This is a genomic window from Tenacibaculum sp. SSH1-16 (genome assembly GCF_040104435.1).
GTDB lineage: Bacteria > Bacteroidota > Bacteroidia > Flavobacteriales > Flavobacteriaceae > Polaribacter > Polaribacter mesophilus.
This window is the reverse complement of the sequence record NZ_JBECOV010000002.1, coordinates 94,210-116,743: the sequence shown is the minus strand read 5'-3', so window position 1 is coordinate 116,743 and position 22,534 is coordinate 94,210. Positions and strand designations below refer to the sequence as shown.

The 22,534-nt window shown below is 32.8% G+C and carries 25 protein-coding genes; 8 read left to right on the top strand and 17 right to left on the bottom strand.

The genetic code is table 11. The annotated features are described in order from the left end of the window. Positions 1 to 4 precede the first annotated feature (4 nt). The 4 genes from ABMY20_RS03165 to ABMY20_RS03150 all read left to right on the top strand — a co-directional run bounded on the left by ABMY20_RS03165 (position 5) and on the right by ABMY20_RS03150 (position 2,318). Complete coding sequence (locus tag ABMY20_RS03165) at positions 5 to 442, top strand: hypothetical protein (RefSeq protein ID WP_047789988.1); 438 nt, start codon at positions 5 to 7, stop codon at positions 440 to 442. 6 nt (positions 443 to 448) lie between these two features. Beyond that, positions 449 to 1,075, top strand: coding sequence for a biopolymer transporter ExbD (locus ABMY20_RS03160; RefSeq protein WP_047789989.1), 627 nt, complete (start codon positions 449 to 451; stop codon positions 1,073 to 1,075). Between the two features lie 17 nt (positions 1,076 to 1,092). Continuing rightward, entirely contained in the window at positions 1,093 to 1,563 is a 471-nt protein-coding gene (locus tag ABMY20_RS03155) for a biopolymer transporter ExbD (protein WP_047789990.1), read from the top strand. 86 nt (positions 1,564 to 1,649) lie between these two features. Then, positions 1,650 to 2,318 (top strand): porin family protein, encoded by a 669-nt coding sequence (locus ABMY20_RS03150; protein WP_253679520.1) that lies wholly within the window; start codon positions 1,650 to 1,652, stop codon positions 2,316 to 2,318. Here the strand turns inward: ABMY20_RS03150 and ABMY20_RS03145 are convergent. From ABMY20_RS03145 to ABMY20_RS03095, 11 genes are all read right to left on the bottom strand, one after another. After that, positions 2,313 to 2,912 carry a hypothetical protein gene (locus ABMY20_RS03145; RefSeq protein ID WP_047789992.1) on the bottom strand — a complete coding sequence of 200 codons (600 nt, stop codon included), beginning with the start codon at positions 2,910 to 2,912 and terminating at the stop codon, positions 2,313 to 2,315. The genes ABMY20_RS03150 and ABMY20_RS03145 overlap by 6 nt on opposite strands. Further along, positions 2,912 to 4,375: an RNA polymerase factor sigma-54 gene (gene rpoN / locus ABMY20_RS03140; RefSeq protein ID WP_349264629.1), complete on the bottom strand. Its 1,464-nt coding sequence runs from the start codon at positions 4,373 to 4,375 to the stop codon at positions 2,912 to 2,914. The genes ABMY20_RS03145 and rpoN overlap by 1 nt, the downstream gene beginning before the upstream one ends. An 83-nt stretch (positions 4,376 to 4,458) precedes the next feature. Further along, on the bottom strand, positions 4,459 to 5,892 hold the full coding sequence (gene asnS, locus ABMY20_RS03135) for an asparagine--tRNA ligase (protein ID WP_349264628.1): 1,434 nt from the start codon (positions 5,890 to 5,892) through the stop codon (positions 4,459 to 4,461). Positions 5,893 to 6,039: 147 nt separating this feature from the next. Beyond that, entirely contained in the window at positions 6,040 to 8,403 is a 2,364-nt protein-coding gene (locus ABMY20_RS03130; protein ID WP_349264627.1) for an MMPL family transporter, read from the bottom strand. Between the two features lie 96 nt (positions 8,404 to 8,499). Then, positions 8,500 to 9,054, bottom strand: a complete 555-nt coding sequence (gene frr, locus ABMY20_RS03125) for a ribosome recycling factor (RefSeq protein ID WP_047789996.1) — start codon at positions 9,052 to 9,054, stop codon at positions 8,500 to 8,502. Between the two features lie 47 nt (positions 9,055 to 9,101). After that, positions 9,102 to 9,812: a UMP kinase gene (pyrH, locus tag ABMY20_RS03120; RefSeq protein ID WP_047789997.1), complete on the bottom strand. Its 711-nt coding sequence runs from the start codon at positions 9,810 to 9,812 to the stop codon at positions 9,102 to 9,104. Between the two features lie 110 nt (positions 9,813 to 9,922). After that, a complete protein-coding gene (gene tsf / locus ABMY20_RS03115; RefSeq protein ID WP_047789998.1) occupies positions 9,923 to 10,891 on the bottom strand; it encodes a translation elongation factor Ts in 969 nt (322 codons plus the stop codon). A gap of 92 nt (positions 10,892 to 10,983) precedes the next feature. Then, complete coding sequence (rpsB, locus tag ABMY20_RS03110) at positions 10,984 to 11,730, bottom strand: 30S ribosomal protein S2 (protein WP_125065928.1); 747 nt, start codon at positions 11,728 to 11,730, stop codon at positions 10,984 to 10,986. A gap of 142 nt (positions 11,731 to 11,872) precedes the next feature. Then, the gene (gene rpsI, locus ABMY20_RS03105) at positions 11,873 to 12,259 is read right to left on the bottom strand and encodes a 30S ribosomal protein S9 (protein WP_047790000.1); all 387 of its coding nucleotides are present in this window, start codon (positions 12,257 to 12,259) and stop codon (positions 11,873 to 11,875) included. Positions 12,260 to 12,261: 2 nt separating this feature from the next. Continuing rightward, entirely contained in the window at positions 12,262 to 12,717 is a 456-nt protein-coding gene (gene rplM, locus ABMY20_RS03100; RefSeq protein ID WP_047790001.1) for a 50S ribosomal protein L13, read from the bottom strand. Positions 12,718 to 12,906: 189 nt separating this feature from the next. After that, positions 12,907 to 13,755: an OmpA family protein gene (locus ABMY20_RS03095; RefSeq protein ID WP_159614269.1), complete on the bottom strand. Its 849-nt coding sequence runs from the start codon at positions 13,753 to 13,755 to the stop codon at positions 12,907 to 12,909. Positions 13,756 to 13,879: 124 nt separating this feature from the next. Here ABMY20_RS03095 and ABMY20_RS03090 point away from each other — a divergent pair, with 124 nt between their 5' ends. Then, a complete protein-coding gene (locus ABMY20_RS03090) occupies positions 13,880 to 14,851 on the top strand; it encodes an FAD:protein FMN transferase (protein WP_349264626.1) in 972 nt (323 codons plus the stop codon). On the opposite strand, the gene ABMY20_RS03085 is transcribed toward ABMY20_RS03090, so the two are convergent. The 4 genes from ABMY20_RS03085 to gpmI are packed head-to-tail and all read right to left on the bottom strand — an operon-like array spanning position 14,848 to position 18,529. Continuing rightward, positions 14,848 to 15,618, bottom strand: coding sequence for a methyltransferase domain-containing protein (locus ABMY20_RS03085; protein WP_349264625.1), 771 nt, complete (start codon positions 15,616 to 15,618; stop codon positions 14,848 to 14,850). The genes ABMY20_RS03090 and ABMY20_RS03085 overlap by 4 nt on opposite strands. 3 nt (positions 15,619 to 15,621) lie before the next feature. After that, positions 15,622 to 16,440, bottom strand: a complete 819-nt coding sequence (gene map / locus ABMY20_RS03080; protein ID WP_047790005.1) for a type I methionyl aminopeptidase — start codon at positions 16,438 to 16,440, stop codon at positions 15,622 to 15,624. Positions 16,441 to 16,469: 29 nt separating this feature from the next. Continuing rightward, positions 16,470 to 17,000: a thioredoxin family protein gene (locus tag ABMY20_RS03075; protein ID WP_349264624.1), complete on the bottom strand. Its 531-nt coding sequence runs from the start codon at positions 16,998 to 17,000 to the stop codon at positions 16,470 to 16,472. Positions 17,001 to 17,011: 11 nt separating this feature from the next. Further along, complete coding sequence (gene gpmI, locus ABMY20_RS03070) at positions 17,012 to 18,529, bottom strand: 2,3-bisphosphoglycerate-independent phosphoglycerate mutase (RefSeq protein ID WP_349264623.1); 1,518 nt, start codon at positions 18,527 to 18,529, stop codon at positions 17,012 to 17,014. Between the two features lie 121 nt (positions 18,530 to 18,650). Here gpmI and ABMY20_RS03065 point away from each other — a divergent pair, with 121 nt between their 5' ends. Further along, on the top strand, positions 18,651 to 19,157 hold the full coding sequence (locus ABMY20_RS03065; RefSeq protein ID WP_349264622.1) for a hypothetical protein: 507 nt from the start codon (positions 18,651 to 18,653) through the stop codon (positions 19,155 to 19,157). 69 nt (positions 19,158 to 19,226) lie between these two features. Here ABMY20_RS03065 and ABMY20_RS03060 read toward each other — a convergent pair whose 3' ends face one another. Further along, positions 19,227 to 19,487, bottom strand: a complete 261-nt coding sequence (locus ABMY20_RS03060; protein ID WP_349264621.1) for a hypothetical protein — start codon at positions 19,485 to 19,487, stop codon at positions 19,227 to 19,229. 63 nt (positions 19,488 to 19,550) lie between these two features. After that, positions 19,551 to 20,318 (bottom strand): M48 family metalloprotease, encoded by a 768-nt coding sequence (locus ABMY20_RS03055; RefSeq protein ID WP_047790010.1) that lies wholly within the window; start codon positions 20,316 to 20,318, stop codon positions 19,551 to 19,553. Positions 20,319 to 20,433: 115 nt separating this feature from the next. On the opposite strand from ABMY20_RS03055, the gene ABMY20_RS03050 reads away from it, so the two are divergent. Further along, positions 20,434 to 22,191, top strand: a complete 1,758-nt coding sequence (locus ABMY20_RS03050; RefSeq protein ID WP_349264620.1) for an aromatic amino acid hydroxylase — start codon at positions 20,434 to 20,436, stop codon at positions 22,189 to 22,191. A gap of 1 nt (position 22,192) precedes the next feature. After that, positions 22,193 to 22,510 carry a rhodanese-like domain-containing protein gene (locus ABMY20_RS03045; RefSeq protein WP_349264619.1) on the top strand — a complete coding sequence of 106 codons (318 nt, stop codon included), beginning with the start codon at positions 22,193 to 22,195 and terminating at the stop codon, positions 22,508 to 22,510. Positions 22,511 to 22,534 lie beyond the last annotated feature (24 nt).

Genomic DNA, 22,534 nt, shown 5'->3' with positions numbered 1-22,534 from the left:
CAATATGAATAGTAAAATATTAACATTACTAGTAGCTGCAATTTCACTTATCGGTGCTGCATTATTTTTAAATGTGGCAAGAATAGATAAAGAAGATTTAGAGGCAGTATCAAGTGCTGTTTCTCCTTTAGTAACTTATTCTTATTGGTTATTGATTGCAGTAGTAGTAACAGCAGTTGCAGCTTCAATGTGGGGGATGTTTAAAAATCCTGCAGCATTAAAAAAGGTATTATTAGGTGTTTTAGCATTAGCAGTTCTTTTTGCAGTGTCTTATTTCTTATCTTCAGATGCACAAGTGATTGGAGCTGATGGAGCAGAATTAGCAGCACAAGGAAGTACATCTAAATGGGTAGGAACAGGGATTACATACAGTATTATCTTAGGGGCAATAGCTGGTGCATTCTTTGTTTGGGATTTATTAAAAGGAATAGTTAAATCATAAGTTAATATGGCAAGAAGAGAAAACCCAGAAATTAATGCAGGTTCGATGGCAGATATTGCCTTCTTGCTACTTATCTTTTTCCTTGTAACAACTACTATGGATGTTGATTCAGGTATCCCTAAAAAGTTAGCTGAAAAGACTGATGTAAAGCCACCAATTATTAAAGAAAAAAATATTTTTCAAGTAAGCATTAACCGAAACAATCAACTTTTAGTTGAAGATCAGGCAATGGAGTTGAAAGACTTAAAAGATGCTGCTATTAAATTTATTGATAATGGTGGGGGTATTGGTAACCCAATGCCAGGAATGGAAGCAGGAACTACTTGTAATTACTGTAAAGGTGATAAAGACCCTGAGTCGTCAGATCATCCAACAAAAGCAGTAATCTCTGTTGAGAGTGATAGAGGTACTGAGTATGGTACGTATGTGGCTGTGCAAAATGAGTTGTTAAGAGCTTATACAGAGTTACGTAACAGGTTATGCCAAGAAAAATATGGTATGAGCTTTACAGAGTTAGAACAAGCTTTTAAAGACAGTGCAAGAAAAGATGAGTCATTAAGAAAGAAAGTTGAAGATATTAAGGCGAGTTATCCTCAAATTATTTCTGATACAGACCCAACAAATGTTCAATAATAGTAAAACAATAGAATATGTCTAAATTTAAAAAGAAGAAAAAAGGATTGCCAGCATTATCCACGGCGTCTTTACCAGATATTGTTTTCATGTTATTATTCTTCTTCATGGTAACTACTACCATGAGAGAAACAGATTTACAAATAGATTCACCTCGCTTACCAAGTGCCAGTGAGGTAAAGAAGCTTGAGCGTAAAAGTTTGGTGAGTACAATTTATGTTGGTAAAGCTAAAGACCCAAAGTATGGAACAGGGTACAATAGAATACAGTTAAATGATAAAATAGCGACTCCAGATGAAGTTCCTTCTTTTATCTATCTTGAAAGAGATAATGTTTCTGAAGCAGAAGTACCTTTTATGACAACTTCTATAAAAGCAGATAGAGAATCGAGTGTAGGTACATTAGCTGACATTCGTGAGAAATTAAGAGATGTTAACGCTCTTAAATTAAGTTTATCTACTCACAAGGGAGATGTTATTAAGAAGTAATTACTTTTAAATAAAACAAAAAGAGCAATCTATTGATTGCTCTTTTTTTATACAAAAAAAGTATCTTTATCGTTAGTTAATTATCTATGAAGTATATAGTAAGTTTTTTCGTGTTTTTTCTGTCATTAACTACTTTTTGTCAGAAAGATTCTTTACAGTTAGGAGATAAGTATTGGGAAGATCAGTTATACATTGATATAACATATAACTTATTACAAGATCAACCAGATGGAATCGGGAAGACTGGTTTCTCTTATGGTCTAGGTGTCGGTTACATGAAGGATATACCCTTTAATATAAATGGTAGAACAGCAATCGCTATAGGTTTAGGGTATAATTATGACTCATTCAGTCATGGGTTAAAAGTGCTAGAAGGAAATGTAAAAGAGTATGAAACTGACCCTGACATTTCATCCAACAAAATAAAACTTCACAATTTAGAAATGCCTATTCAGTTTAGATGGCGATCTTCAGATGCAAATACGTATTCATTTTGGCGTTTTTATGCGGGTTTTAAAGTCTCTTATAACATAAGTAATAGTTTTCGATACGATTCACCAACAGGAAGAGTTAGTTTTTCAAATGTTGAAAAATACAATAAATGGCAAGCAGGATTAACTTTGTCTGCAGGTTATGGTACATTTAATTTCCATGTATATTACGGATTGTCACCTATGTTTAAAAATGTAACTCTGAATGGAAAATCAATAGATAGTAAAATAGTTAAATTAGGCCTAAGCTTTTATTTACTATAATACACAATAGGCAATAAAAGGACTTAATAAGCCAATAAAAAAACCTAAGTATACTTCTCTTACCTTATGAGCTTTTAAATGTAATCTTGAGCTTGCAAGAAGGCCAGCTAAAAAAATAAATGATATAATTATAGGGAGTACATAAACAGCTTGTATTTGTTGAAACAATAAGAAATATCCAACTGCAACTCCCATAGACAACAAATGGAGGCTTCCTTTAATTTTAAAAGGAAATAGCAAGTAAATAAAGCCTAAACCAAATACAGTTCCGTAAAAGAGGTAGCTAACGTCTTTTAAAATACTCATACTAGCAAACATTTTTCCTAGAATTAAAAATAAAGTCATCATAAAGAAAATTGGAAATTTTCGTTCGTTTATACTATATACGCGAAAAGATTTTATGTGACCAATAGACTTTAAGAAAACTAGCAGAAGCATAGGTATAATGTATGTAGCTACAAATACTATTGCCAATATAGTATATTGTTGTTGTTTATTTAAGCTTATTGGAGAAAGTAGGAAATACAATATAACTCCTATAGTAGGCATTACAATAGGGTGAAGAATGGTTGATATGAATTTATGCCATCGCATTAAATTTCTTTGCGTAACCTCGCGACAGGAATGTCTAATTGTTCACGATATTTAGCAACTGTTCTTCTAGCGATAGGGTATCCTTTTTCTTTTAAAATTTTAGATAATTTTTCATCGGTAAGAGGTTTTCGTTTGTCTTCCTCTGTAATTACAGTTTCTAAAATCTTCTTAATTTCTCTAGTTGAAACATCTTCTCCTTGGTCGTTTTTCATCGATTCAGAAAAGAATTCCTTAATCAATTTTGTACCGTAAGGTGTAGAAACATACTTACTACTAGCAACACGAGAAACAGTTGAGACGTCCATGCCAATTTCATCAGCAATATCTTTTAAAATCATAGGTTTTAACTTACGCTCATCACCTGTTAAAAAATATTCTTCTTGACGATGCATAATCGCATTCATTGTTACTAAAAGGGTCTGCTGACGTTGTTTTATAGCATCAATAAACCACTTTGCAGCATCTAATTTTTGCTTTATAAAGAGTACAGCATCTTTTTGAGATTTAGTTTTCTCTTTAGCGTCCTGATACCCTTTTAACATATTGTTATATTCTCTAGAAACATGTAATTCTGGAGCGTTACGAGAGTTCAAAGTTAAATCTAAGTTCCCATCAATAATTTTAATTGAAAAATCGGGAACTATTTGCTCTGCTATTTTATTATTTCCAGCGTAAGAACTTCCAGGTTTTGGGTTTAGTTTGCTTATTTCGCTAATAATCTCCTTTAATTGTTCTTCAGAAATATTGAATTTTTCTAAAAGCTTCTTGTAGTGCTTTTTAACAAAATGATCAAAAGCTTCTTCTAAAATTCTTATTGCTAATGCTCTGCTTTCATTTTCAGATTTAGCTTTTAATTGAATGATTAAACACTCTTTTAAATTTAAAGCACCTACACCAGTAGGGTCTAATTTTTGAACAACATTTATCAAAACATTTTGTACTTTTTCCTCAGTAGTAAAAACATTTTGGGTAAAAGCTAAGTCGTCAACTAGATCTATAATATCTCTACGTATATAACCGCTATCATCAATACTACCCACTAAAAATTCGGCAATGGCCCTTTCTTCTTCATCAATTCTAAATGTATTTAATTGATTTTTTAAAGATTGATGAAAGCTAGTACCTGCTGCATAAGGAATTTGCTTGTCTTCATCATCTGAGGAATAGTTGTTAGTTTGCGTTTTATAACTAGGGTATTCATCATCACTTAAATACTCATCAATGTTTATATCTTCAGCATCTATTTTTTCATTACCTGAATCGTCATAATCAACATCATTGGCTAAACTATCCTCAAAATTTTCAGGTTCATCTTTACCAGTATCTAATGCGGGATTTTCTTCAATTTCTTGTTTCAAACGCTCTTCAAAAGCTTGCGTAGGCAATTGAATTAACTTCATCAACTGTATTTGTTGTGGAGATAATTTTTGAAGTAATTTTTGATGTAAACTTTGTTTTAGCATATATACAAAGATATGAAATAGGACAAAAAAAATCGCCATTCGTAAAGGAATGACGATTGATATTTATAAGTTTTATGATTTTTTTAAAACTCAGCGTTTTGAGGTGTTCTTGGAAAAGGAATAACGTCACGAATATTGCTCATTCCAGTTGCAAATAAAACTAAACGTTCAAAACCTAAACCAAATCCAGAGTGTACAGCTGTACCAAATTTACGAGTATCTAAGTACCACCATAATTCTTCTTCAGGAATATTAAGTTCTGCCATTTTTTCTTTTAAAACGTCTAAGCGTTCTTCTCTTTCAGAACCCCCTACCATTTCTCCAATTCCAGGGAATAAAACATCCATAGCACGTACCGTTTTACCATCTTCATTTAAACGCATGTAAAATGCTTTTATATTTGCTGGATAATCGAATAAAATCACAGGACATTTAAAGTGCTTTTCAACTAAATAACGCTCATGTTCTGATTGTAAATCAACCCCCCATTCGTTAACAGGAAATTGAAATTTCTTCTTCTTGTTAGGCTTAGAATTTCTTAAAATATCTATTGCTTCTGTATAGCTTACACGCTTAAAGTTATTATCTACAACAAATTTTAATTTTTCTATTAAGCCCATTTCACTACGTTGCGCTTGAGGTTTCGTTTTTTCCTCTTGCGCTAAGCGATTGTCTAAGAAAGCCAAATCATCTTTACAGTTGTCTAATACATATTGTAATACATATTTAATAAAGTCTTCAGAAAGATCCATGTTAGCATCTAAATCGTTAAAAGCCACCTCTGGTTCAATCATCCAAAATTCTGCTAAATGACGTGTAGTATTAGAATTCTCAGCTCTAAAAGTAGGCCCGAAAGTATATATTTTACCTAATGCCATCGCATAGGTTTCACCTTCTAATTGACCAGAAACTGTTAGGTTAGTTTCTTTTCCAAAGAAATCTTTAGAATAATCAATTTCACCTTCTTCGTTTACAGGAGCTTTGTTTGCTTCAAACTGAGTTACTTTAAACATTTCTCCAGCGCCTTCAGCATCAGAACCTGTAATAATTGGAGTATTTACATAGTAAAACCCGTTTTGTTGGAAGTACTGATGTACTGCAAATGATAATGCAGAACGTAAACGCATTACAGCACTAAAAGTGTTAGTTCTTACGCGTAAATGAGCATTTTCACGTAAAAACTCTAAACTGTGTTTTTTGGGCTGAATTGGATATTCATCAGGATTTGAATCTCCTAAGATTTCCAAATTGTTTACCTGAATTTCTACTGTTTGTCCTTTACCTTGACTTTCAACCAAAGTACCTTGAATGCTTACAGCTGCTCCAGTATTTATTCTTTTTAATAAAGTTTCGTCGGTATTTTCAAAATCTACAACACACTGAATATTATTAATAGTAGAACCATCATTTAAAGCAATAAAACGATTGCTTCTAAAAGTTCTTACCCACCCTTTTACGTGTACTTCTTGTAAAAAATTGTCAGATTGTAATAAATCTTTAACGCTACTTCTTTTCATGTCTTTATATCTTCAATAAAATCAAGCAAAGATACTTTTTTGCTGTTAATTAGCAACAAAGAGACCCAAGAATAAAGAGTTAACTTTTATAAGTTAGCTTTAATAAAAAAACAACCATATTTATTTAAAATGGTTGTTTTTGAATATTTACTTGTCTTCTTTTGGAGGTAGTATTTTAAATTTAGTTTCTTTTAAAACTTTCTTATTAGCTATTCTTTTCTCAAAAGAAAGTAGAAGAGAAGGTAATAATAGTAAGTTTGAAACCATAGCTAATAATAATGTAATTGAAACTAGACCTCCTAATGCAATAGTACCTCCAAAACTTGAAATAGTAAATACTAAAAAACCGAAGAAAAGGACTATTGAAGTATAGAACATACTTACTCCAGTTTCTCTTAATGCTGAATAAACAGCAGGTTTTATTTTCCAGTTATTGGCCAGCAGCTCTTGTCTATATTTAGCTAAGAAGTGAATAGTATCATCTACTGAAATACCGAAAGCAATACTAAAAACTAAAATTGTTGAAGGTTTAATAGGTATATCAAAGAATCCCATCAATCCACCAGTAATTAATAAAGGAAGCATGTTAGGAATTAATGATATTAATATCATTTGAGGTGAACGGAACATCCACGCCATAAAAATAGATATTAATATAATAGCTAATGATAGTGAAATAACTAAGTTTTTAATTAAATAGTTGGTTCCTTTTAAAAATACTAATGCTTTCCCTGTTAATGAAACATCAAATTTTTCATCAGGAAATTGCTTATTGATTACAGCTTGTAGTCGTTCTTGGATAATATCCATTTTATCAGTACCAATATCTTTCATAAAAGTGGTAATACGTGCATAACGACCAGTACTATCCACAAAATTTTTTAGCATTCCAGAGTTACTATCTGAGTTTTTAGTGTACGAAAAAATGTAGCTTTTTTCTTGACTTGTTGGAAGTTGATAGTATTTAGGATTTCCGTTATAGTAGGCTTGCTTAGAGTATTTTACAAGATTGGTTATAGATATAGGTTTGGATAATTCAGGGAAAGTTTCAATAGTTTCATTGAGTTTTTCCATCTTTTTTAAAGTAGAAAGCTTCATAACACCTTTTTCTTTCTTGGTGTCAATTAAAATTTCAAGAGGCATAATTCCCCCAAACTCATATTCAAAAAACTTAATATCTTTATAAAACTGTTTTCCTTTAGGCATATCTTCAATCAAACTACCTGATACACGAATCATGTAAAGGCCAATCATACTTAAAATTATTATGGAAACAGTAGTGATATAAATGGCAATTCGTTGTTTTTTTACCATACGTTCCATCCAAGAAACAACATTTCCCATCCATTTTTTTTCTAAATGGTTCAAATGTTTCTGCTCTGGAAGAGGCATAAAACTATATATAATTGGAATGATTAATAATGCTAGAATAAAAATACTGATGATGTTTACAGAGGCTAAAACACCAAACTCTCGCATTAGTCTACTTTTAACAAATATAAAAGTGGCAAAACCAGAAGCGGTAGTAATATTGGTCATTAATGTAGCATTTCCAACTTTTGAAATTACACGTTGTAAAGATTTAGCCTGATTTCCGTGTTTTTTTACTTCTTGTTGATATTTATTAATTAGAAAAACTGCATTGGGTACACCAATTACAATAATTAATGGTGGAATTAGAGCAGATAATACTGTAATCTCATAGCGGAATAATCCCATAAACCCAAAAGCCCATGTTACTCCAATGCTAACTACAAGTAGTGTAATAAAAGTGGCTCTAAATGAACGAAAAAAGAAGAAAAAGATAATGGCTGTTATTAATAATGCACCAATTACAAAAATTCCCATTTCGTCAGTTATATTCTGAGAGTTTAAGGTTCTAATGTAGGGCATACCAGAAACACGAACATCAATATTATGATCTTTTTCAAAAGAGTTTATAGTTGGAATTAGAATGTCGAACACAAAATCTCTACGAATAGGGGTGTTTACAATATCTTTGTTTAAATAAATTGCTGTTTGTAAAGTGCCTTTATCGTTGTATAATAGGTTGTTATAAAAAGGTAGCTTCTCAAAAAGTTGTTTTTTTATATTTTTTATTTCTTCATCAGTCGAAGGAGCTTGTTCAAAAAGTGGTTCAACAACAAATTTTCTTTGTTTTCTATCTGCTTTTAACTGCTGAACATCAGCAATAGAAACAGTAAAATCCACTTGTGTTAAACTATCTAAATCTTTAACAAGTTTATTCCAAGCATTGAATTTTTGAGGAGTAAATATTGTAGAATCTTTTACTCCTAATATAATGAGGTTGCCTTCTTCTCCAAAAATTTCTAAAAACTTATTGTATTCTATATTAACCTCATGGTCTGTAGGAAGTAAATTGGCTTCTGTATAGGAGAAGCGCATATGTTTCATTTGAGTGACTAAAAGCCCTGTAATTATAGCAATAGTAATTAAAACTAAGTAACGATTTCGCAATAAGAAGCCTGCGATTTTAGTCCAAAAAGTCATCCAAAAAAAATTTCAGCAAAGTTATGCTAAATGAATTAATTAAACGAAAAAAAGAGCATCATATGATGCTCTTTTTTAACTATTTCTTAAAAGAAATTATACAGTCATAATTTCTTTTTCTTTAACAGTATACTTTTCGTCGATTATTTTTACGTAATCGTCAGTTAATTTCTGAACATCAGCTTCAGCATTTTTCTTCATATCGTCAGAAATATCAACTTTTTTAATTTCATTGTTTGCGTCTTTACGAGCATTACGAACACCTACTTTAGCGTGTTCAGCTTCAGCTTTTGCTTGTTTAGCTAATCCTTTACGACGCTCTTCTGTTAATGGTGGAACATTAATTATAATATTTTCTCCATTATTCATTGGGTTAAAACCGATGTTAGCAAGCATTATTGCTTTTTCGATTTCTTGTAACATGTTTTTTTCCCATGGTTGAACTGATATGGTTCTAGCATCAGGAGTGTTTACGTTTGCCACTTGTGATAATGGTGTTTGAGAACCGTAGTAATCTACCATAATCGTACTTAACATAGCAGGAGTAGCTCTACCTGCTCTAATACCTGCTAATTCTTTTTCTAAGTGGCTAATAGCTTTATCCATTGCCTCTTTAGTCGAATCTAAAATAAAATCAATCTCTTCGTTCATTTTGTTCGTATTTAAAACCTCAAATAGGTTGAGGATAATTTTTCGGTTTATTCGTTGTCAACTATTGTTCCAATATTTTCTCCAGAAACAAGTTTTAGAAGGTTTCCTTGTGTGTTCATGTCAAAAACAATAATTGGTAATTTGTTTTCTTCGCTCAAGGTAAAGGCTGTCATATCCATTACTTTTAAGCCTTTTTCAATAACATCTTTAAATGTAATGTTTTCATACTTAACAGCATCTTTATCTTTTTCTGGATCTGCTGTATAAATACCATCAACACGTGTACCTTTTAAAATGGCGTCTGCATTTATTTCAATAGCCCTTAAAACAGCTGCAGTGTCGGTTGTAAAATACGGATTTCCTGTTCCTCCACCAAAAATTACTACGCGTCCTTTCTCTAAGTGACGATTAGCTCGACGCTTAATATATGGTTCTGCAATTTCTTTAATTTCAATAGCAGTTTGTAAACGAGTGTGAATTCCTTGGTCTTCTAAGGCACTTTGTAAAGCTAAGCCATTAATACAAGTAGCTAACATTCCCATATGGTCACCTTGTACACGGTCCATACCTTGGCTAGCACCAGCAACTCCTCTAAAAATATTTCCACCACCAATTACAATGGCTACTTCTACACCCTTATCTATAACTTGTTTTATCTCTTGGGCATACTCTTTAAGTCTGTTTGGGTCAATTCCATATTGACGCTCACCCATTAGTGCCTCACCACTTAATTTTAAAAGAATTCTTTTGTATTGCATTTGTTTTGTTGAAAGTTGTGCAAAGCTACATATTTTTTTTATTCTAATTTTAACACATAAAAAAAAACCATCCAAAAATGGATGGTTTCATATAAAATTGTCGTTGAGAATTATCCTAAAGTAACCCTTACGAAGTTTTTAACTTCAACATCACCGTAAGAAGAAACGTATTCTGCAACAGTTTTCTTTTCGTCTTTAATAAACTTTTGATCTAATAAACATTGTTCTTGATCTAAAGTAGTATTGTCAGAGATAAATCTTTCCATTTTACCTGGTAAGATTTTGTCCCAGATTTGTTCTGGTTTACCTTCAGCTTTTAATTGCTCTTTAGCTTCTCCTTCAGCTTTCGCTAAAGCTTCATCAGTTAATTGTAAACGAGAAACAAATTGAGGAACGTTCTTTAAAGTTTTACCTAAACGTACTAATTCTTCGTTGTCTTTTTTAATCGCAGCAATTCTAGCTTCAGTTTCAGAAGCTACATAAGCAGGATCAAAATCTTTGTAAGATAAAGAAGTTGCACCCATTGAAGCAGCTTGCATAGCTAAGTCTTTAGTTAACTCAGCAGCATTATCTACAGCAGCAGTTAAACCTACCATTGCAGCAATTTTACCAACGTGAGTGTAAGCTCCTACGTATGGTGCTTCAATTCTTTCGAAAGCAGTGATATCGATTTTTTCACCGATAACTCCTGTTTGCTCGATTAATTTTTCAGCAACAGTTACACCACCAAAATCAGCAGCTAAGAACTCTTCTTTTGTTTTGTGGTTAAAAGCGATGTCAACAAATTCTTGCGCTAATGCTTTGAATGAATCGTTTTTAGCTACGAAATCTGTTTCACATGCTAATACGATAGCAACACCGTATGTGTTGTCATCGCTAATTTTAGTGATTGCCACACCTTCAGTAGACTCACGATCTGCTCTTTTAGCAGCAATCTTTTGTCCTTTTTTACGTAAAATTTCAATAGCTTTATCAAAATCACCTTCAGCTTCTACTAATGCTTTTTTACAATCCATCATACCAGCTCCGGTAGTTTCTCTTAATTTCTTTACGTCTGCAGCGCTAATTTTTACTGACATTTCTATCGTTATTTTTTAGTTGTAAATATATTGTTGTACAAAGTTGTAAAAATTTAAAGGTTCCAATGTAATGAAACCTTTAAATTAAAAAATTATTTTGCTTCTTCTTTTGCTGGAGCATCAGCTGTTTTTTCAGCTTTAGCTTTTTCCTTATCAGCTTTTCTTTCTGTTAAGCCTTCAGCAATTGCATCAGTTACATACGATAATACTTTATCGATAGATTTAGAAGCATCATCATTTGCAGGAATTACAAAGTCGATTGGTCTTGGATCCGAGTTTGTATCAACCATTGCAAAGATTGGAATGTTTAATTTTTGTGCTTCAGCAACAGCAATGTGTTCTTTCTTTACATCAATTACAAATAAAGCTCCCGGTAAACGAGTCATATCAGAAATTGAACCTAAGTTCTTTTCTAATTTTTCACGTTGACGAGTAATTTGTAATTTTTCTCTTTTAGATAATGCATCAAAAGAACCATCAGTCTTCATTCTATCAATAGAAGTCATTTTCTTAACGGCTTTACGGATAGTAACGAAGTTTGTTAACATACCACCTGGCCAACGCTCAGTAATGTAAGGCATGTTTACAGCTTTAGCTTTTTCAGCAACGATATCTTTAGCTTGCTTTTTAGTAGCAACGAATAAGATTTTACGTCCTGAGTTAGCTATTTTTTGTAACGCAGCAGAAGCCTCGTCAATTTTAGCTGAAGTTTTGTACAAATCGATGATGTGAACACCATTACGCTCTGTATAAATGTATGGAGCCATGTTAGGGTTCCACTTTCTAGTTAAGTGTCCAAAGTGAACACCACTTTCTAATAATTCTTGAATGTTTGCCATTTTAATAAATGTGTTTACGTTCTGTTTTCGCAATATTTCAGTAGTTATTAAGTCTGAAATATTTAGATACTAAACTGTTAAAAATTGATTTATAAATAACAGTCTCGAAACATTTAAATACTGAAACAAGTTCAGTAAAATATTAACGTTTAGAGAACTGGAATTTCTTACGTGCTTTCTTCTGACCGAATTTCTTACGTTCAACCATTCTTGGATCACGAGTTAATAATCCTTCTGGCTTTAATACAGCTTTATTTTCTTCATTGATAGCAACTAATGCTCTAGTAATTGCTAAACGAATAGCTTCAGCTTGACCAGTAACACCACCACCGTATACGTTTACTTTTACATCGTAAGCCTCTAAGTTTTCAGTTAACATTAAAGGTTGTTGAACTTTGTATTGTAAAGTTGGTGTAGTGAAATAGTTTTTAAACTCTCTTTTGTTGATAGTGATGTTTCCACTTCCTTGAGAAACATAAACACGAGCAACAGCTGTTTTTCTTCTACCTATTTTGTGTACAGTTTCCATAATTATTTAAGATCGTTAAGGTTAATAGTTTTAGGTTTTTGAGCTTCTTGACCATGCTCTGTACCTGCGTAAACATATAAGTTTTTGTATAACGCGCTACCTAAACGGTTTTTAGGTAACATACCTTTAACTGCTTTTTCGATTAATCTTGTAGGATCTTTTTCGAACATTTCTGAAGCAGTTAATGATCTTTGGCCTCCTGGATAACCTGTGTGACGAATGTAAGACTTGTCTGTCCACTTTTTACCAGTTAGGTTAATTTTTTCAGCGTTGATAATAACAACGTTGTCTCCACAATCTACGTGAGGAGTATAATTTGGCTTGTACTTACCTCTAATAAGTTTTGCAACTTTAGAAGCTAGACGACCCAATGTTTGCCCGTCCGCATCAACTAAAACCCACTCTTTGTTTACGGTAGCCTTATTAGCTGATACTGTTTTGTAACTTAATGTGTTCATAATTACACGATTAGTTTTTGTTTATTAATAATTAATTTTATCCTTTAAAAAGGTCTGCAAATGTACGATTAATTATTTGATTGACAAATAGCGTGTTAGTTTAATTTTTCTATTGCTTATTTTAACTGAGTAAAGAGTATAAAAAAAGCATGCTAAAGGCATGCTTTTTTTGAATTATGTGTTTAAAAATTACTCCACTTTTTGATCTAATAAATCAAAGAACTGATTTAATCTTGGTAAAATGATAATTTTTGTACGTCTATTTTTGGCTTTGTTAGCAGGACTGTTGTTTTCTACTAAAGGAACATAACTACTTCTACCAGCTGCGATTAATCTTTCAGGAGCAACATTATACTTTCCTTGTAACTCACGAACGATAGCAGTAGAACGTAAAACACTTAATCCCCAGTTATCCTTTAAGGCTGATCCAGCTGAAACAGGAGTGTTGTCTGTATGTCCTTCAACCATTACATCCATTTGAGGCTGTCCGTTAACTACAGTAGCAACTTTTTCTAACACTTTAGAAGCTTTGTCGTTAATAGTGTAACTTCCACTTTTAAATAATAACTTGTCGGAAATTGAAATGAATACAACTGTTTTTTCAACATTTACTTCAATATCTTCGTCATCAATACCGTCTTGTAATTCTCTTTTTAAGTGAAAAGCAACTACTAAGTTTAAAGAATCTTTTTTAGAAGCAGCTTCTCTAATTTTGTTGATGTACTTATCTTTCTTGCTTAATTGAGATAATGTCTCTTTAATGTTATCATTAGCGCCTTTAGTTAAAACTGTTAAGTTTTCAACTTGTTGTAAAGTGTTTTCTTTATCTCTCTTTAATTCTGTAACTCTAGACTCTAAAGAAAATGCCTTTTCTTCACAGTTTTCTTTTTCAACTAAACATTTGGTCAAGTTAGCTTTTACAGCTAGTAATTCTTCTTTAGTTTGTTCGTGTTTAGCTTTTATAGCTTCTAATTCTTTCGTTGAAGCACAAGATGCTAATAAGATTGAAGCAGTAAGGAATAAAAATATTTTTCTCATTTTATTCTATTTTTTAGATATATTAAACGTTGAGCAAATTTATAAAAATGAAGACACAAAAAAGAGAATTAACAATCTTTTATGAAGTGTGAATACATTATTTTTGTGACTAAATTTTTTAAAGATGATTAAAAGGATAACGCTTTTAGTAGTTTCATTATTGTTAGTAATAGCTTGTAAGGAAGAAAAAAAAGAAAAGATAACTAAATTACAAGGAGCTGTTTTTGGGACTACATATCATATAACCTATTTGAATAAGGTTGATTATCAAAAACCTATTGATAGTTTGTTTAATTTGGTAAACAAATCATTGTCTACATACATGCCTACTTCTGATATTTCAAAAATTAACCAAGGAGACACCACTGTAATAGTTGATGATATGTTTGTAGAAGTTTTTGAAAAGGCTAAAAGAATTTACAAGGAAACTGATGGTTATTTTGATCCGACGATTGGTAGACTGATAGATGCTTACGGCTTTGGCTCAGGAAAAGAAAAGAAAGATTTGACCTCTGAAGAAATAGCGGCTTTGATGGAGAATGTAGGATTTGATAAAGTTGTGTTAAAAAACAGAAAAGTTTATAGAGATAGTGAAAATATAGAGTTTAATGTTAATGCTTTTGCTAAAGGTTATGGAGTAGATGTTGTTGGGAGGTTTTTAGAGTCGAAAAACATTGATGATTACATAGTAGAAATAGGAGGAGAGATCAGAGCTAGAGGAACAAAAGACGGAAAGCTTTGGAAAGTAGCGATTGAAAAGCCAAATGCTGATGGAACACGTTCTGTTCAAAAAATAATTGAGCTGGATAATGAATCTATGGCAACTTCAGGGAATTATAGAAAGTACAAGTTAAATACTGAAGGAAAAAAGATAGTACACACGGTAAATGCCAAAACAGGACTAGCAGAAGAGAGCAATTTGTTAAGTGTGTCAGTTCGATTAAAAGGTGACTGCGCCGATGTAGATGCCTATGCAACGGCTTTTTTAGCAAAGGGTTTAGAAAAAACAAAAGAGTTTCTAAAAGAACATCCAGAGCTTAAAGTGGTGTTGTTATATCATAATGAAGCAGGAGAACTAGCAGAATTCGTAAACTAGTTTTTGTAACATACAGGCAAAATTTCGCCTTTCATTAAAGCAAATCGTTCTAGTTTTTCTGGAGCGATTTTTTTTGTGTAGTCTATTTCATCAACTTTAAATCCTACAGAACGTAGTTTATCAAAATAATCACGACCGTACACACGTACATGGTCGTACTGACCAAATATTTTTGCACGTTCTTTAGTGTCGGTAATAGAATTATCTTCAAAAGTAACTTCTCTTGATAAATCCTGCGGAATTTGAAAAATACCAAATCCACCAACTTTCATTACTCGATACAATTCTTGCATCGCCTTTGTGTCGTCAGGGATATGTTCCAGCACATGATTACAAAACACTACATCAAAAGAGTTGTTTTCAAAAGGAAGGTCGCAAATATCTGCTTTTACATCTGCTATAGGTGATTCTAAATCGGATGTTGTGTACTCTAAATTTTGCTGTTTTCTAAAAAGGTCTAAAAAACATTGCTCAGGAGCGATATGTAATACTTTTAACTCTTTATCGGAAGTAAAGAAGTTACTTTCCTGTTGTAAAAAAAGCCACATTAAACGATGTCTTTCCAATGATAAAGTAGAAGGAGAAAGTGCATTTTTACGTTGAACTCCATATCCGTAAGGTAAAAACTTTTTGAATGATTTTCCGTCAATCGGATCTGTAAAGTTATCTCCTTTTAACCACCAAGTAATAATGGGACGAGCCCAATAACTGGCTTTGATTAATATAGGTCTAGGAATAGTATTAAGTATCGTTTTAAATAAAGACACAAATTATATAACTAATGGTTGTTGTCTAAATTCGTCTTCTTCATTACTTTCGATACCTAAAGCATCGTAAATATACTTAAAGGTAGATAGTAACTCTGGTTTACCATCAACTATGGCTACATCATGTTCAAAGTGTGCTGATGGTTTACCATCTAAAGTGGTAATTGTCCATCCATCACTATGTTGACGGATTTTATGAGTTCCCATATTGGTCATAGGTTCAATAGCAACTACCATACCTTCAATAAATTTTTTACCACGACCTCTGCGTCCATAGTTAGGCATTTCTGGGTCTTCGTGCATTTTGCGTCCCAATCCGTGTCCTACCAGTTCACGAACAACACCATAGCCATGTTTTTCAGTAAAGTTTTGAATAGCAAAACCTACATCACCAACACGATTTCCTACTTTAAGTTCACGAATACCTACATATAAACTTTCTTTAGTGATATCAAGTAGTTTTTGAGTTTCAGGGGCAATTTCACCTACAGCAAACGTGTAAGCGTGATCTCCGTAAAAATCATTTTTTATAGCACCACAATCAATAGAGATGATGTCACCTTCTTGTAAAGGTGTGTTATTTGGAATTCCATGAACTACTTGTGAGTTTGGGCTCATACAAAGTGTATTAGGGAAATCATATAGACCTAAAAAACCAGGAATAGCTCCTTGCTCACGAATAAAATCTTCAGCAAGTTTATCAAGTTGCAATGTAGTAACACCAGGTTTTACTTCTTTGGCAAGCATACCTAAGGTTTTTGATACTACTAAAGCACTTTCGCGCATTAATTCAATTTCTTCTCTAGTTTTTGGTTTAATCATGGTAAAAATATTGAGGCGCAAATTTACAGTTATTTTTGATATGGATGTTTGTATTCTTGACCAGATAGTATTTTTAAGAAATCTTCTTCAACTGAGCTACCTTCAACAGCATGTTCTACAAAACGCCCAACTTCTTTTCCGTCTTTATAAAAAATGAAGGTTGGAACTCGAATTACATTGAAACCTTCTTCTAAACCATTAGCTTTTTTCTGACGGTTTACTGTAATTAATTCAAGGTTTTTATAATCGAATTCGGCTTCGTCTAAGATTTTATAAAAATTAGGAATCTCTCTTTTACTGTCTCCACACCAAGTTCCCATAAAACCTTTTATTTTTATGTCCTTTAAATATGGTTTTAGTTTTTCTACGGTAGCTTTATCTGTTTCGTAATATGAATAAAAATCGTTAAACCACTCACTTCCGTATGGCTCTTGTTGGAAGTCTTTTTTAGTGGCAATACCAACTAAATTTCCATTTTCATTTTTTGTTGCTAGGTTCTTTGGTGTCGATGCACAAGAAATAATAAGTAAGGCTATAAAAAGGTATACGATTTTTTTCATGAAATATATTTTTAAATAAGCGAATGTTGTGTCATTTCTTTAGGTTGTTCAATACCCATTAATTTTAAAATAGTTGGAGCAATGTCGCCTAAAATACCACTTTTTATTGATTTTAACTCCTTGTCAATTAAAATCATAGGGACAGGATTGGTGGTGTGCGCTGTATGTGGTGTTCCATCTGGGTTAATCATTGTTTCACAGTTTCCATGATCTGCAATTAAAATAGTGGTATAGCCATTATTTAACGCAGTTGTTACTACGTCTTCAACACAATTGTCAACTGCTTCACAAGCTTTAACAGCAGCTTCGAAAACACCTGTGTGTCCTACCATGTCACCATTAGCAAAGTTTAAACATACAAAATCAACATTGCCGCTTTGTAGTTCAGGAACAATAGCGTCGCGAATTTCATAAGCACTCATTTCAGGTTTTAAATCATAGGTAGCTACTTTAGGAGATGGACAAAGCAAACGTTTTTCTCCTGTAAATTCATCTTCTCTTCCACCAGAGAAAAAGAAGGTAACGTGTGGATATTTTTCTGTCTCAGCAATCCTAATTTGACTTTTTCCAGCTGACTCTAATACTTCACCCAAAGTGTTTTCAATGTTCTTTCCATCGTAAATAACATGGATGTTTTTAAAAGTATCGTCATAGCTTGTCATGGTAACAAAATATAACGGTAGTTTTTTTATGTTGAATTCAGGAAAATCTTTTTGGCTCAAAGCTTCTGTTAATTGACGACCCCTATCTGTTCTAAAATTGAAGAAAATAACAACGTCATCTTCCTTAATTACAGTTTTTGGTTGTTGACTTTCATCAACCATTACTATTGGTTTGATAAACTCATCAGTAACATCTGCATCATAACTTTGTTGAATACTAGCTGGAGCATCCGAAGAAAAAGTTCCTTTTCCGTTTACTAAAGCTTCGTAAGCAAGTTGCACACGTTCCCAACGATTATCACGATCCATTGCATAGTAACGACCAGTAATTGTTGCCAATTCACCCGTAGTTTCTTGCATGTGTTCTTGAATATCGTTGATGAAATACTTTCCTGATTTAGGATCACAATCACGACCGTCAGTAAAAGCGTGTAGGTATACATTATCTAAACCAAAATTGTTAGCTGCAGATAGCAAACCTTTTAGGTGATTAATATGAGAATGAATTCCTCCATTAGAAACCAATCCTAAAAAATGGATATTTTTATTGTTTGTTTTAGCGTATTCAAAAGCGTTTAGAAGTTCCTTTTCTTGTGCTAAAGTTCCTTCTTTTACAGCTTTGTTAATTTTGGCTAAATTCTGATATACAATTCTACCAGCACCTAAATTCATATGTCCGACTTCAGAATTTCCCATTTGTCCTACTGGTAAACCAACATGTTCTCCATCGGTTCTTAATTGTGCATGTGGAAATTTATTGTATAACGAATTTATAAATGGAGTTTTTGCGTTGTATATAGCCGATACTTTTGGGTCTTGGGTAATCCCCCATCCATCCAAAATCATTAAAATTACTTTCTTGTTCATGTTACAAATTTACTTCTTTGTATTAAAAGTAAAATCTTTTGGGTTAATAATTATGTCAAAAGAGGTAAAATTGAAAAAGTTATTGAGGTAGTTTTGCTGCGTAACTAAAAAAAACAATAATATGAATAAAATAATTTTATTAGTAATAGCGATAACGAGTTTTTCAGTTGCGAATGCTCAAGTGGGAGAAGGTACAAATTGGTTGAAATTAGGAATCCATGGAGGTGCTCCTGTTAGTGATGCTTCTGATGTTTCTTCTTTTGTTTTGGGGGTTGATTTGAAATATCAGTTTTTAAATGCAGAAAGTTTTGCTATAGGAGCTTCGACAGGGTATACTCATTATTTTGGGAAAGAAGAAGGTGTTATTGAATTCTCTGATTCAGGACTAATCCCTGTAGCAGGATTGTTTAGGTTTTACCCAACAAAAAACTTCTTTTTAGGAACGGATTTAGGGTATGCTTTTTTTACTGAAGGAAGTGAAACTGGTGGATTTTATTACAGGCCAGAAATAGGGTATCACAACGACGAGTGGAATATTTTCGGGTATTACCAAGGGGTTTCGTCTGATGGTATTTCTCCTTCTTCTGTAGGTGTTGGAATAAATTACAATATTATTCAAGGTAAGTAACAAGAAGATAGGGGATCTGTTATTAACACAAGGTTGGATTTTTTAAAAAATTCAACCTTTTTATATTGATTAAACTAATGAGATAATATAAAGTAATGTTAAAAAGGTGGCTATCAAAGCCAGAATGTTTTTTATAAAATTAACTTGTTGTTGTCTTTTTATCTTTAAACGAATGTTTTTAAGCTGCTTTTCATTAGCAGTTTTTTTTAAAAATAATTTGTCGTTTTTTTCTTTTTGGAAACGTTCTAACTTTTCAAAAGCGCTAGTTCTTTTTCTTTTATTGTTTTTTAAACTCGTAATCATTGACGATACTGACCCACTGAAACTCATAGCAACTAATTTAAATATATAATTATTAGTGTACTCGATTAATTAAATGTTACAGTAACAACATTACTTTTTATATTTACGTATAGCTTCTTTAATTTTTTCAATTCTATTTTCAGGGTCAGGGTGGGTGCTTTGAAATTCAGGAACTCTATTTGGACCAGCTGCAGCTTTTAAAATTTCCATTACGCCAATCAAGTTTTCAGGGTTATAACCTGCATCAATCATTAATTTAACACCTAACTCATCACTTTCTAATTCATCACCACGACCGTTTTTTAATAAAGTTTGTTGTCCAATACTATTCGCCAGTTCTCCTAAATCAGCGCCGACAGAAGCTCCCATGGTTAAAAGTTTCCAAAAATTGGCATCGGTAATTCGTTCGTTAGAATGTTTTCCTAAGACATGTCCTATTTCATGACCTAGTACACCTGCTAGTTGATCTTCGTTTTTTAATTGAGTGAATAAAGCATGAGTTATAAAAATTTGCCCTCCAGGTAAGGCAAAAGCATTGATTGTTTTTTCATCTCTTAATAAATGAAAATCGAATTGGTAACCTGATTTTTTAGCTACCGTGTTGTTTACGAGCTTTGCACCTACTTTATCTACAAGTACTTGAGCATTTTCATTAGGATACAAGCCTCCGTGTTGCTGAGTCATCATAGGAGCTTGTTGTAGTCCGATAGCAATTTCTTGTTCTGGAGATAAACTAACTGCTTGTGTTTTCCCTGTATAAGGGTTTACCTCTTGTTGACTGCATTTACGTAGATAAGCAAAAGCAACAATAGCTATACCTACAAGCAAACGAGTTTTTAAACCTCCTTTAATTTTCATCAATAAGTTATTTTATTAGTCCCGAAAGTAAAAGTACAAAATATATAATTTAACGGATATCAATTTTTTATGAACTATAAAAAACTTAAATTTACACAGCAAAACAAACAACATTATGGAGCCTCACTTTGAGTTAAACGAAGTTACTAAGAAGTTACCCAGGCATTTACATAAGTTCGTGGTAAAACAACCGTATGATGAATATACGGCTCAAAACCAAGCTGTATGGCGTTATGTAATGCGTATGAATGTAGATTATTTAGGGAAAGTAGCGCATGCTTCGTACTTAGATGGATTGAAAAAGACAGGCATTTCCGTCGAGAAAATTCCTCACATGCAAGGAATGAATCGTATTTTAAAAGAAATAGGTTGGGCGGCAGTATCTGTTGATGGATTTATACCACCGAATGCTTTTATGGAATTTCAAGCGTACAATGTGTTAGTGATTGCGTCTGACATGCGTACGATAGATCATATTGAATACACGCCAGCTCCTGATATTATTCATGAAGCCGCAGGACATGCACCAATTATAGCAAATCCAGAGTATGCTGAATATTTACGCCGTTTTGGTGAAATTGGCGCAAAAGCGATTTCTTCAGCAAAAGATTACGAAATGTATGAAGCTATTCGCTTGTTGTCTATTTTAAAAGAAGATCCTAATTCTACTCAAAAAGATATTGATGAAGCACAAGAACAAGTTGAGTGGTTGCAAAATAACATGGGAGAGCTTTCAGAAATGGCTCAAATTAGAAATTTACACTGGTGGACAGTGGAGTATGGATTGATAGGGACCCTAGAAAATCCAAAAATTTATGGAGCAGGGTTATTGTCTTCTATTGGAGAGAGTAAATGGTGTATGAAAGATGAGGTCGAAAAAGTTTCATATACATTAGATGCTGCGAATGTAAGTTTTGATATTACAAAACCTCAACCTCAGTTGTTTGTTACTCCAGATTTTGCTCATTTAAGTTTAGTGTTGGAGCAGTTTGCTAATAAAATGGCAATACGAACTGGTGGATTAAAAGGAATAGAAAAATTGATAGATTCTAAAAATTTAGGAACTATCGAGTTGAGTACAGGTATTCAAGTGTCAGGGATTTTTACCAATGTAATAACTGATGAGAATAATAAAGCCATTTATGTACAAACAACTGGTCCTACTGCGTTAGCAAATAGAGATAAAGAATTAATAGGTCACGGAACAAATTATCATGCAGAAGGTTTTGGAAGTCCAATAGGAAAGTTAAAAGGGATTAATATTCCAATAGAGAATATGAGTCCGCGAGATTTGAAAGCTTATGGTATTTATGAAGGAGAGCAGGTTACCTTAGAGTTTGAAGATGGAGTAAAAGTAGTAGGAGAAGTAATTACAGGAACAAGGGATTTAAGAGGTAGGATTTTACTAATTTCTTTTAAAAACTGTACAGTAACTCATGGAGACACGTTGTTATTTCACCCAGATTGGGGAGTATACGATATGGCTGTGGGTGTAGAGGTGGTATCTGCTTTTGCAGGTCCTGCAGATGTGGCTTCATTTGGAGATGTAGGTAAAGTATCGGAAACCAAAACGCACAAGATTCAATATTCTGATTCAGATAGAAAGTTATATAGTTTATATGACAGAGTAAGAGGACTAAGGGAAGTTGGCACAGTTTCTGAGGAAGACATTGAGGAAATTTTTACAGAAGTAAAATCAAATTATAAAAATGATTGGTTGTTGTCGTTAGAGCTGTTAGAATTGGCAACACTAAACAATTTTTCAATAAAAGGAGCGTTACGTGAATATCTTGAAGAAATGAAAAGTAACAAGAGTTACACTACGTTAATAGAAAACGGTTTACTTTTGTTGGAAAATTACCAAGAAGGATAAAATGGGATTATTTAATTTATTTAGAAAGAAGAATATGAGTAACGAAATACAGGAATATTTAGCTAAAGGAGCAGTTGTTTTAGATGTAAGGACTTTAGCGGAATGGAATGAAGGGCATAGTGAAGGAGCTAAGCATATTGTTTTAGCTACGATTCCTACAAATGTAGAGGAAATTAAATCGTGGGATAAGCCAGTGATTGCAGTATGTAGAAGTGGTGGTAGAAGCGGGCAAGCAGCAGAGTTTTTACAAAACCATGGGATTGATGTAATTAACGGAGGGCCTTGGCAAAATGTTGATCAGTATTTAGTGAAAAAGTAAAATTTATAGGAAAATTAGGTTACA

Bases quoted from the DNA above. Each gene is read 5' to 3' on its own strand.
- ABMY20_RS03165 (WP_047789988.1), top strand. From the start codon at position 5: ATGAATAGTAAAATATTAACATTACTAGTAGCTGCAATTTCACTTATC.
- ABMY20_RS03160 (WP_047789989.1), top strand. From the start codon at position 449: ATGGCAAGAAGAGAAAACCCAGAAATTAATGCAGGTTCGATGGCAGAT.
- ABMY20_RS03155 (WP_047789990.1), top strand. From the start codon at position 1,093: ATGTCTAAATTTAAAAAGAAGAAAAAAGGATTGCCAGCATTATCCACG.
- ABMY20_RS03150 (WP_253679520.1), top strand. From the start codon at position 1,650: ATGAAGTATATAGTAAGTTTTTTCGTGTTTTTTCTGTCATTAACTACT.
- ABMY20_RS03145 (WP_047789992.1), bottom strand. From the start codon at position 2,912: ATGCGATGGCATAAATTCATATCAACCATTCTTCACCCTATTGTAATG.
- rpoN (WP_349264629.1), bottom strand. From the start codon at position 4,375: ATGCTAAAACAAAGTTTACATCAAAAATTACTTCAAAAATTATCTCCA.
- asnS (WP_349264628.1), bottom strand. From the start codon at position 5,892: ATGAAAAGAAGTAGCGTTAAAGATTTATTACAATCTGACAATTTTTTA.
- ABMY20_RS03130 (WP_349264627.1), bottom strand. From the start codon at position 8,403: ATGACTTTTTGGACTAAAATCGCAGGCTTCTTATTGCGAAATCGTTAC.
- frr (WP_047789996.1), bottom strand. From the start codon at position 9,054: ATGAACGAAGAGATTGATTTTATTTTAGATTCGACTAAAGAGGCAATG.
- pyrH (WP_047789997.1), bottom strand. From the start codon at position 9,812: ATGCAATACAAAAGAATTCTTTTAAAATTAAGTGGTGAGGCACTAATG.
- tsf (WP_047789998.1), bottom strand. From the start codon at position 10,891: ATGTCAGTAAAAATTAGCGCTGCAGACGTAAAGAAATTAAGAGAAACT.
- rpsB (WP_125065928.1), bottom strand. From the start codon at position 11,730: ATGGCAAACATTCAAGAATTATTAGAAAGTGGTGTTCACTTTGGACAC.
- rpsI (WP_047790000.1), bottom strand. From the start codon at position 12,259: ATGGAAACTGTACACAAAATAGGTAGAAGAAAAACAGCTGTTGCTCGT.
- rplM (WP_047790001.1), bottom strand. From the start codon at position 12,717: ATGAACACATTAAGTTACAAAACAGTATCAGCTAATAAGGCTACCGTA.
- ABMY20_RS03095 (WP_159614269.1), bottom strand. From the start codon at position 13,755: ATGAGAAAAATATTTTTATTCCTTACTGCTTCAATCTTATTAGCATCT.
- ABMY20_RS03090 (WP_349264626.1), top strand. From the start codon at position 13,880: ATGATTAAAAGGATAACGCTTTTAGTAGTTTCATTATTGTTAGTAATA.
- map (WP_047790005.1), bottom strand. From the start codon at position 16,440: ATGATTAAACCAAAAACTAGAGAAGAAATTGAATTAATGCGCGAAAGT.
- ABMY20_RS03075 (WP_349264624.1), bottom strand. From the start codon at position 17,000: ATGAAAAAAATCGTATACCTTTTTATAGCCTTACTTATTATTTCTTGT.
- gpmI (WP_349264623.1), bottom strand. From the start codon at position 18,529: ATGAACAAGAAAGTAATTTTAATGATTTTGGATGGATGGGGGATTACC.
- ABMY20_RS03065 (WP_349264622.1), top strand. From the start codon at position 18,651: ATGAATAAAATAATTTTATTAGTAATAGCGATAACGAGTTTTTCAGTT.
- ABMY20_RS03060 (WP_349264621.1), bottom strand. From the start codon at position 19,487: ATGAGTTTCAGTGGGTCAGTATCGTCAATGATTACGAGTTTAAAAAAC.
- ABMY20_RS03055 (WP_047790010.1), bottom strand. From the start codon at position 20,318: ATGAAAATTAAAGGAGGTTTAAAAACTCGTTTGCTTGTAGGTATAGCT.
- ABMY20_RS03050 (WP_349264620.1), top strand. From the start codon at position 20,434: ATGGAGCCTCACTTTGAGTTAAACGAAGTTACTAAGAAGTTACCCAGG.
- ABMY20_RS03045 (WP_349264619.1), top strand. From the start codon at position 22,193: ATGGGATTATTTAATTTATTTAGAAAGAAGAATATGAGTAACGAAATA.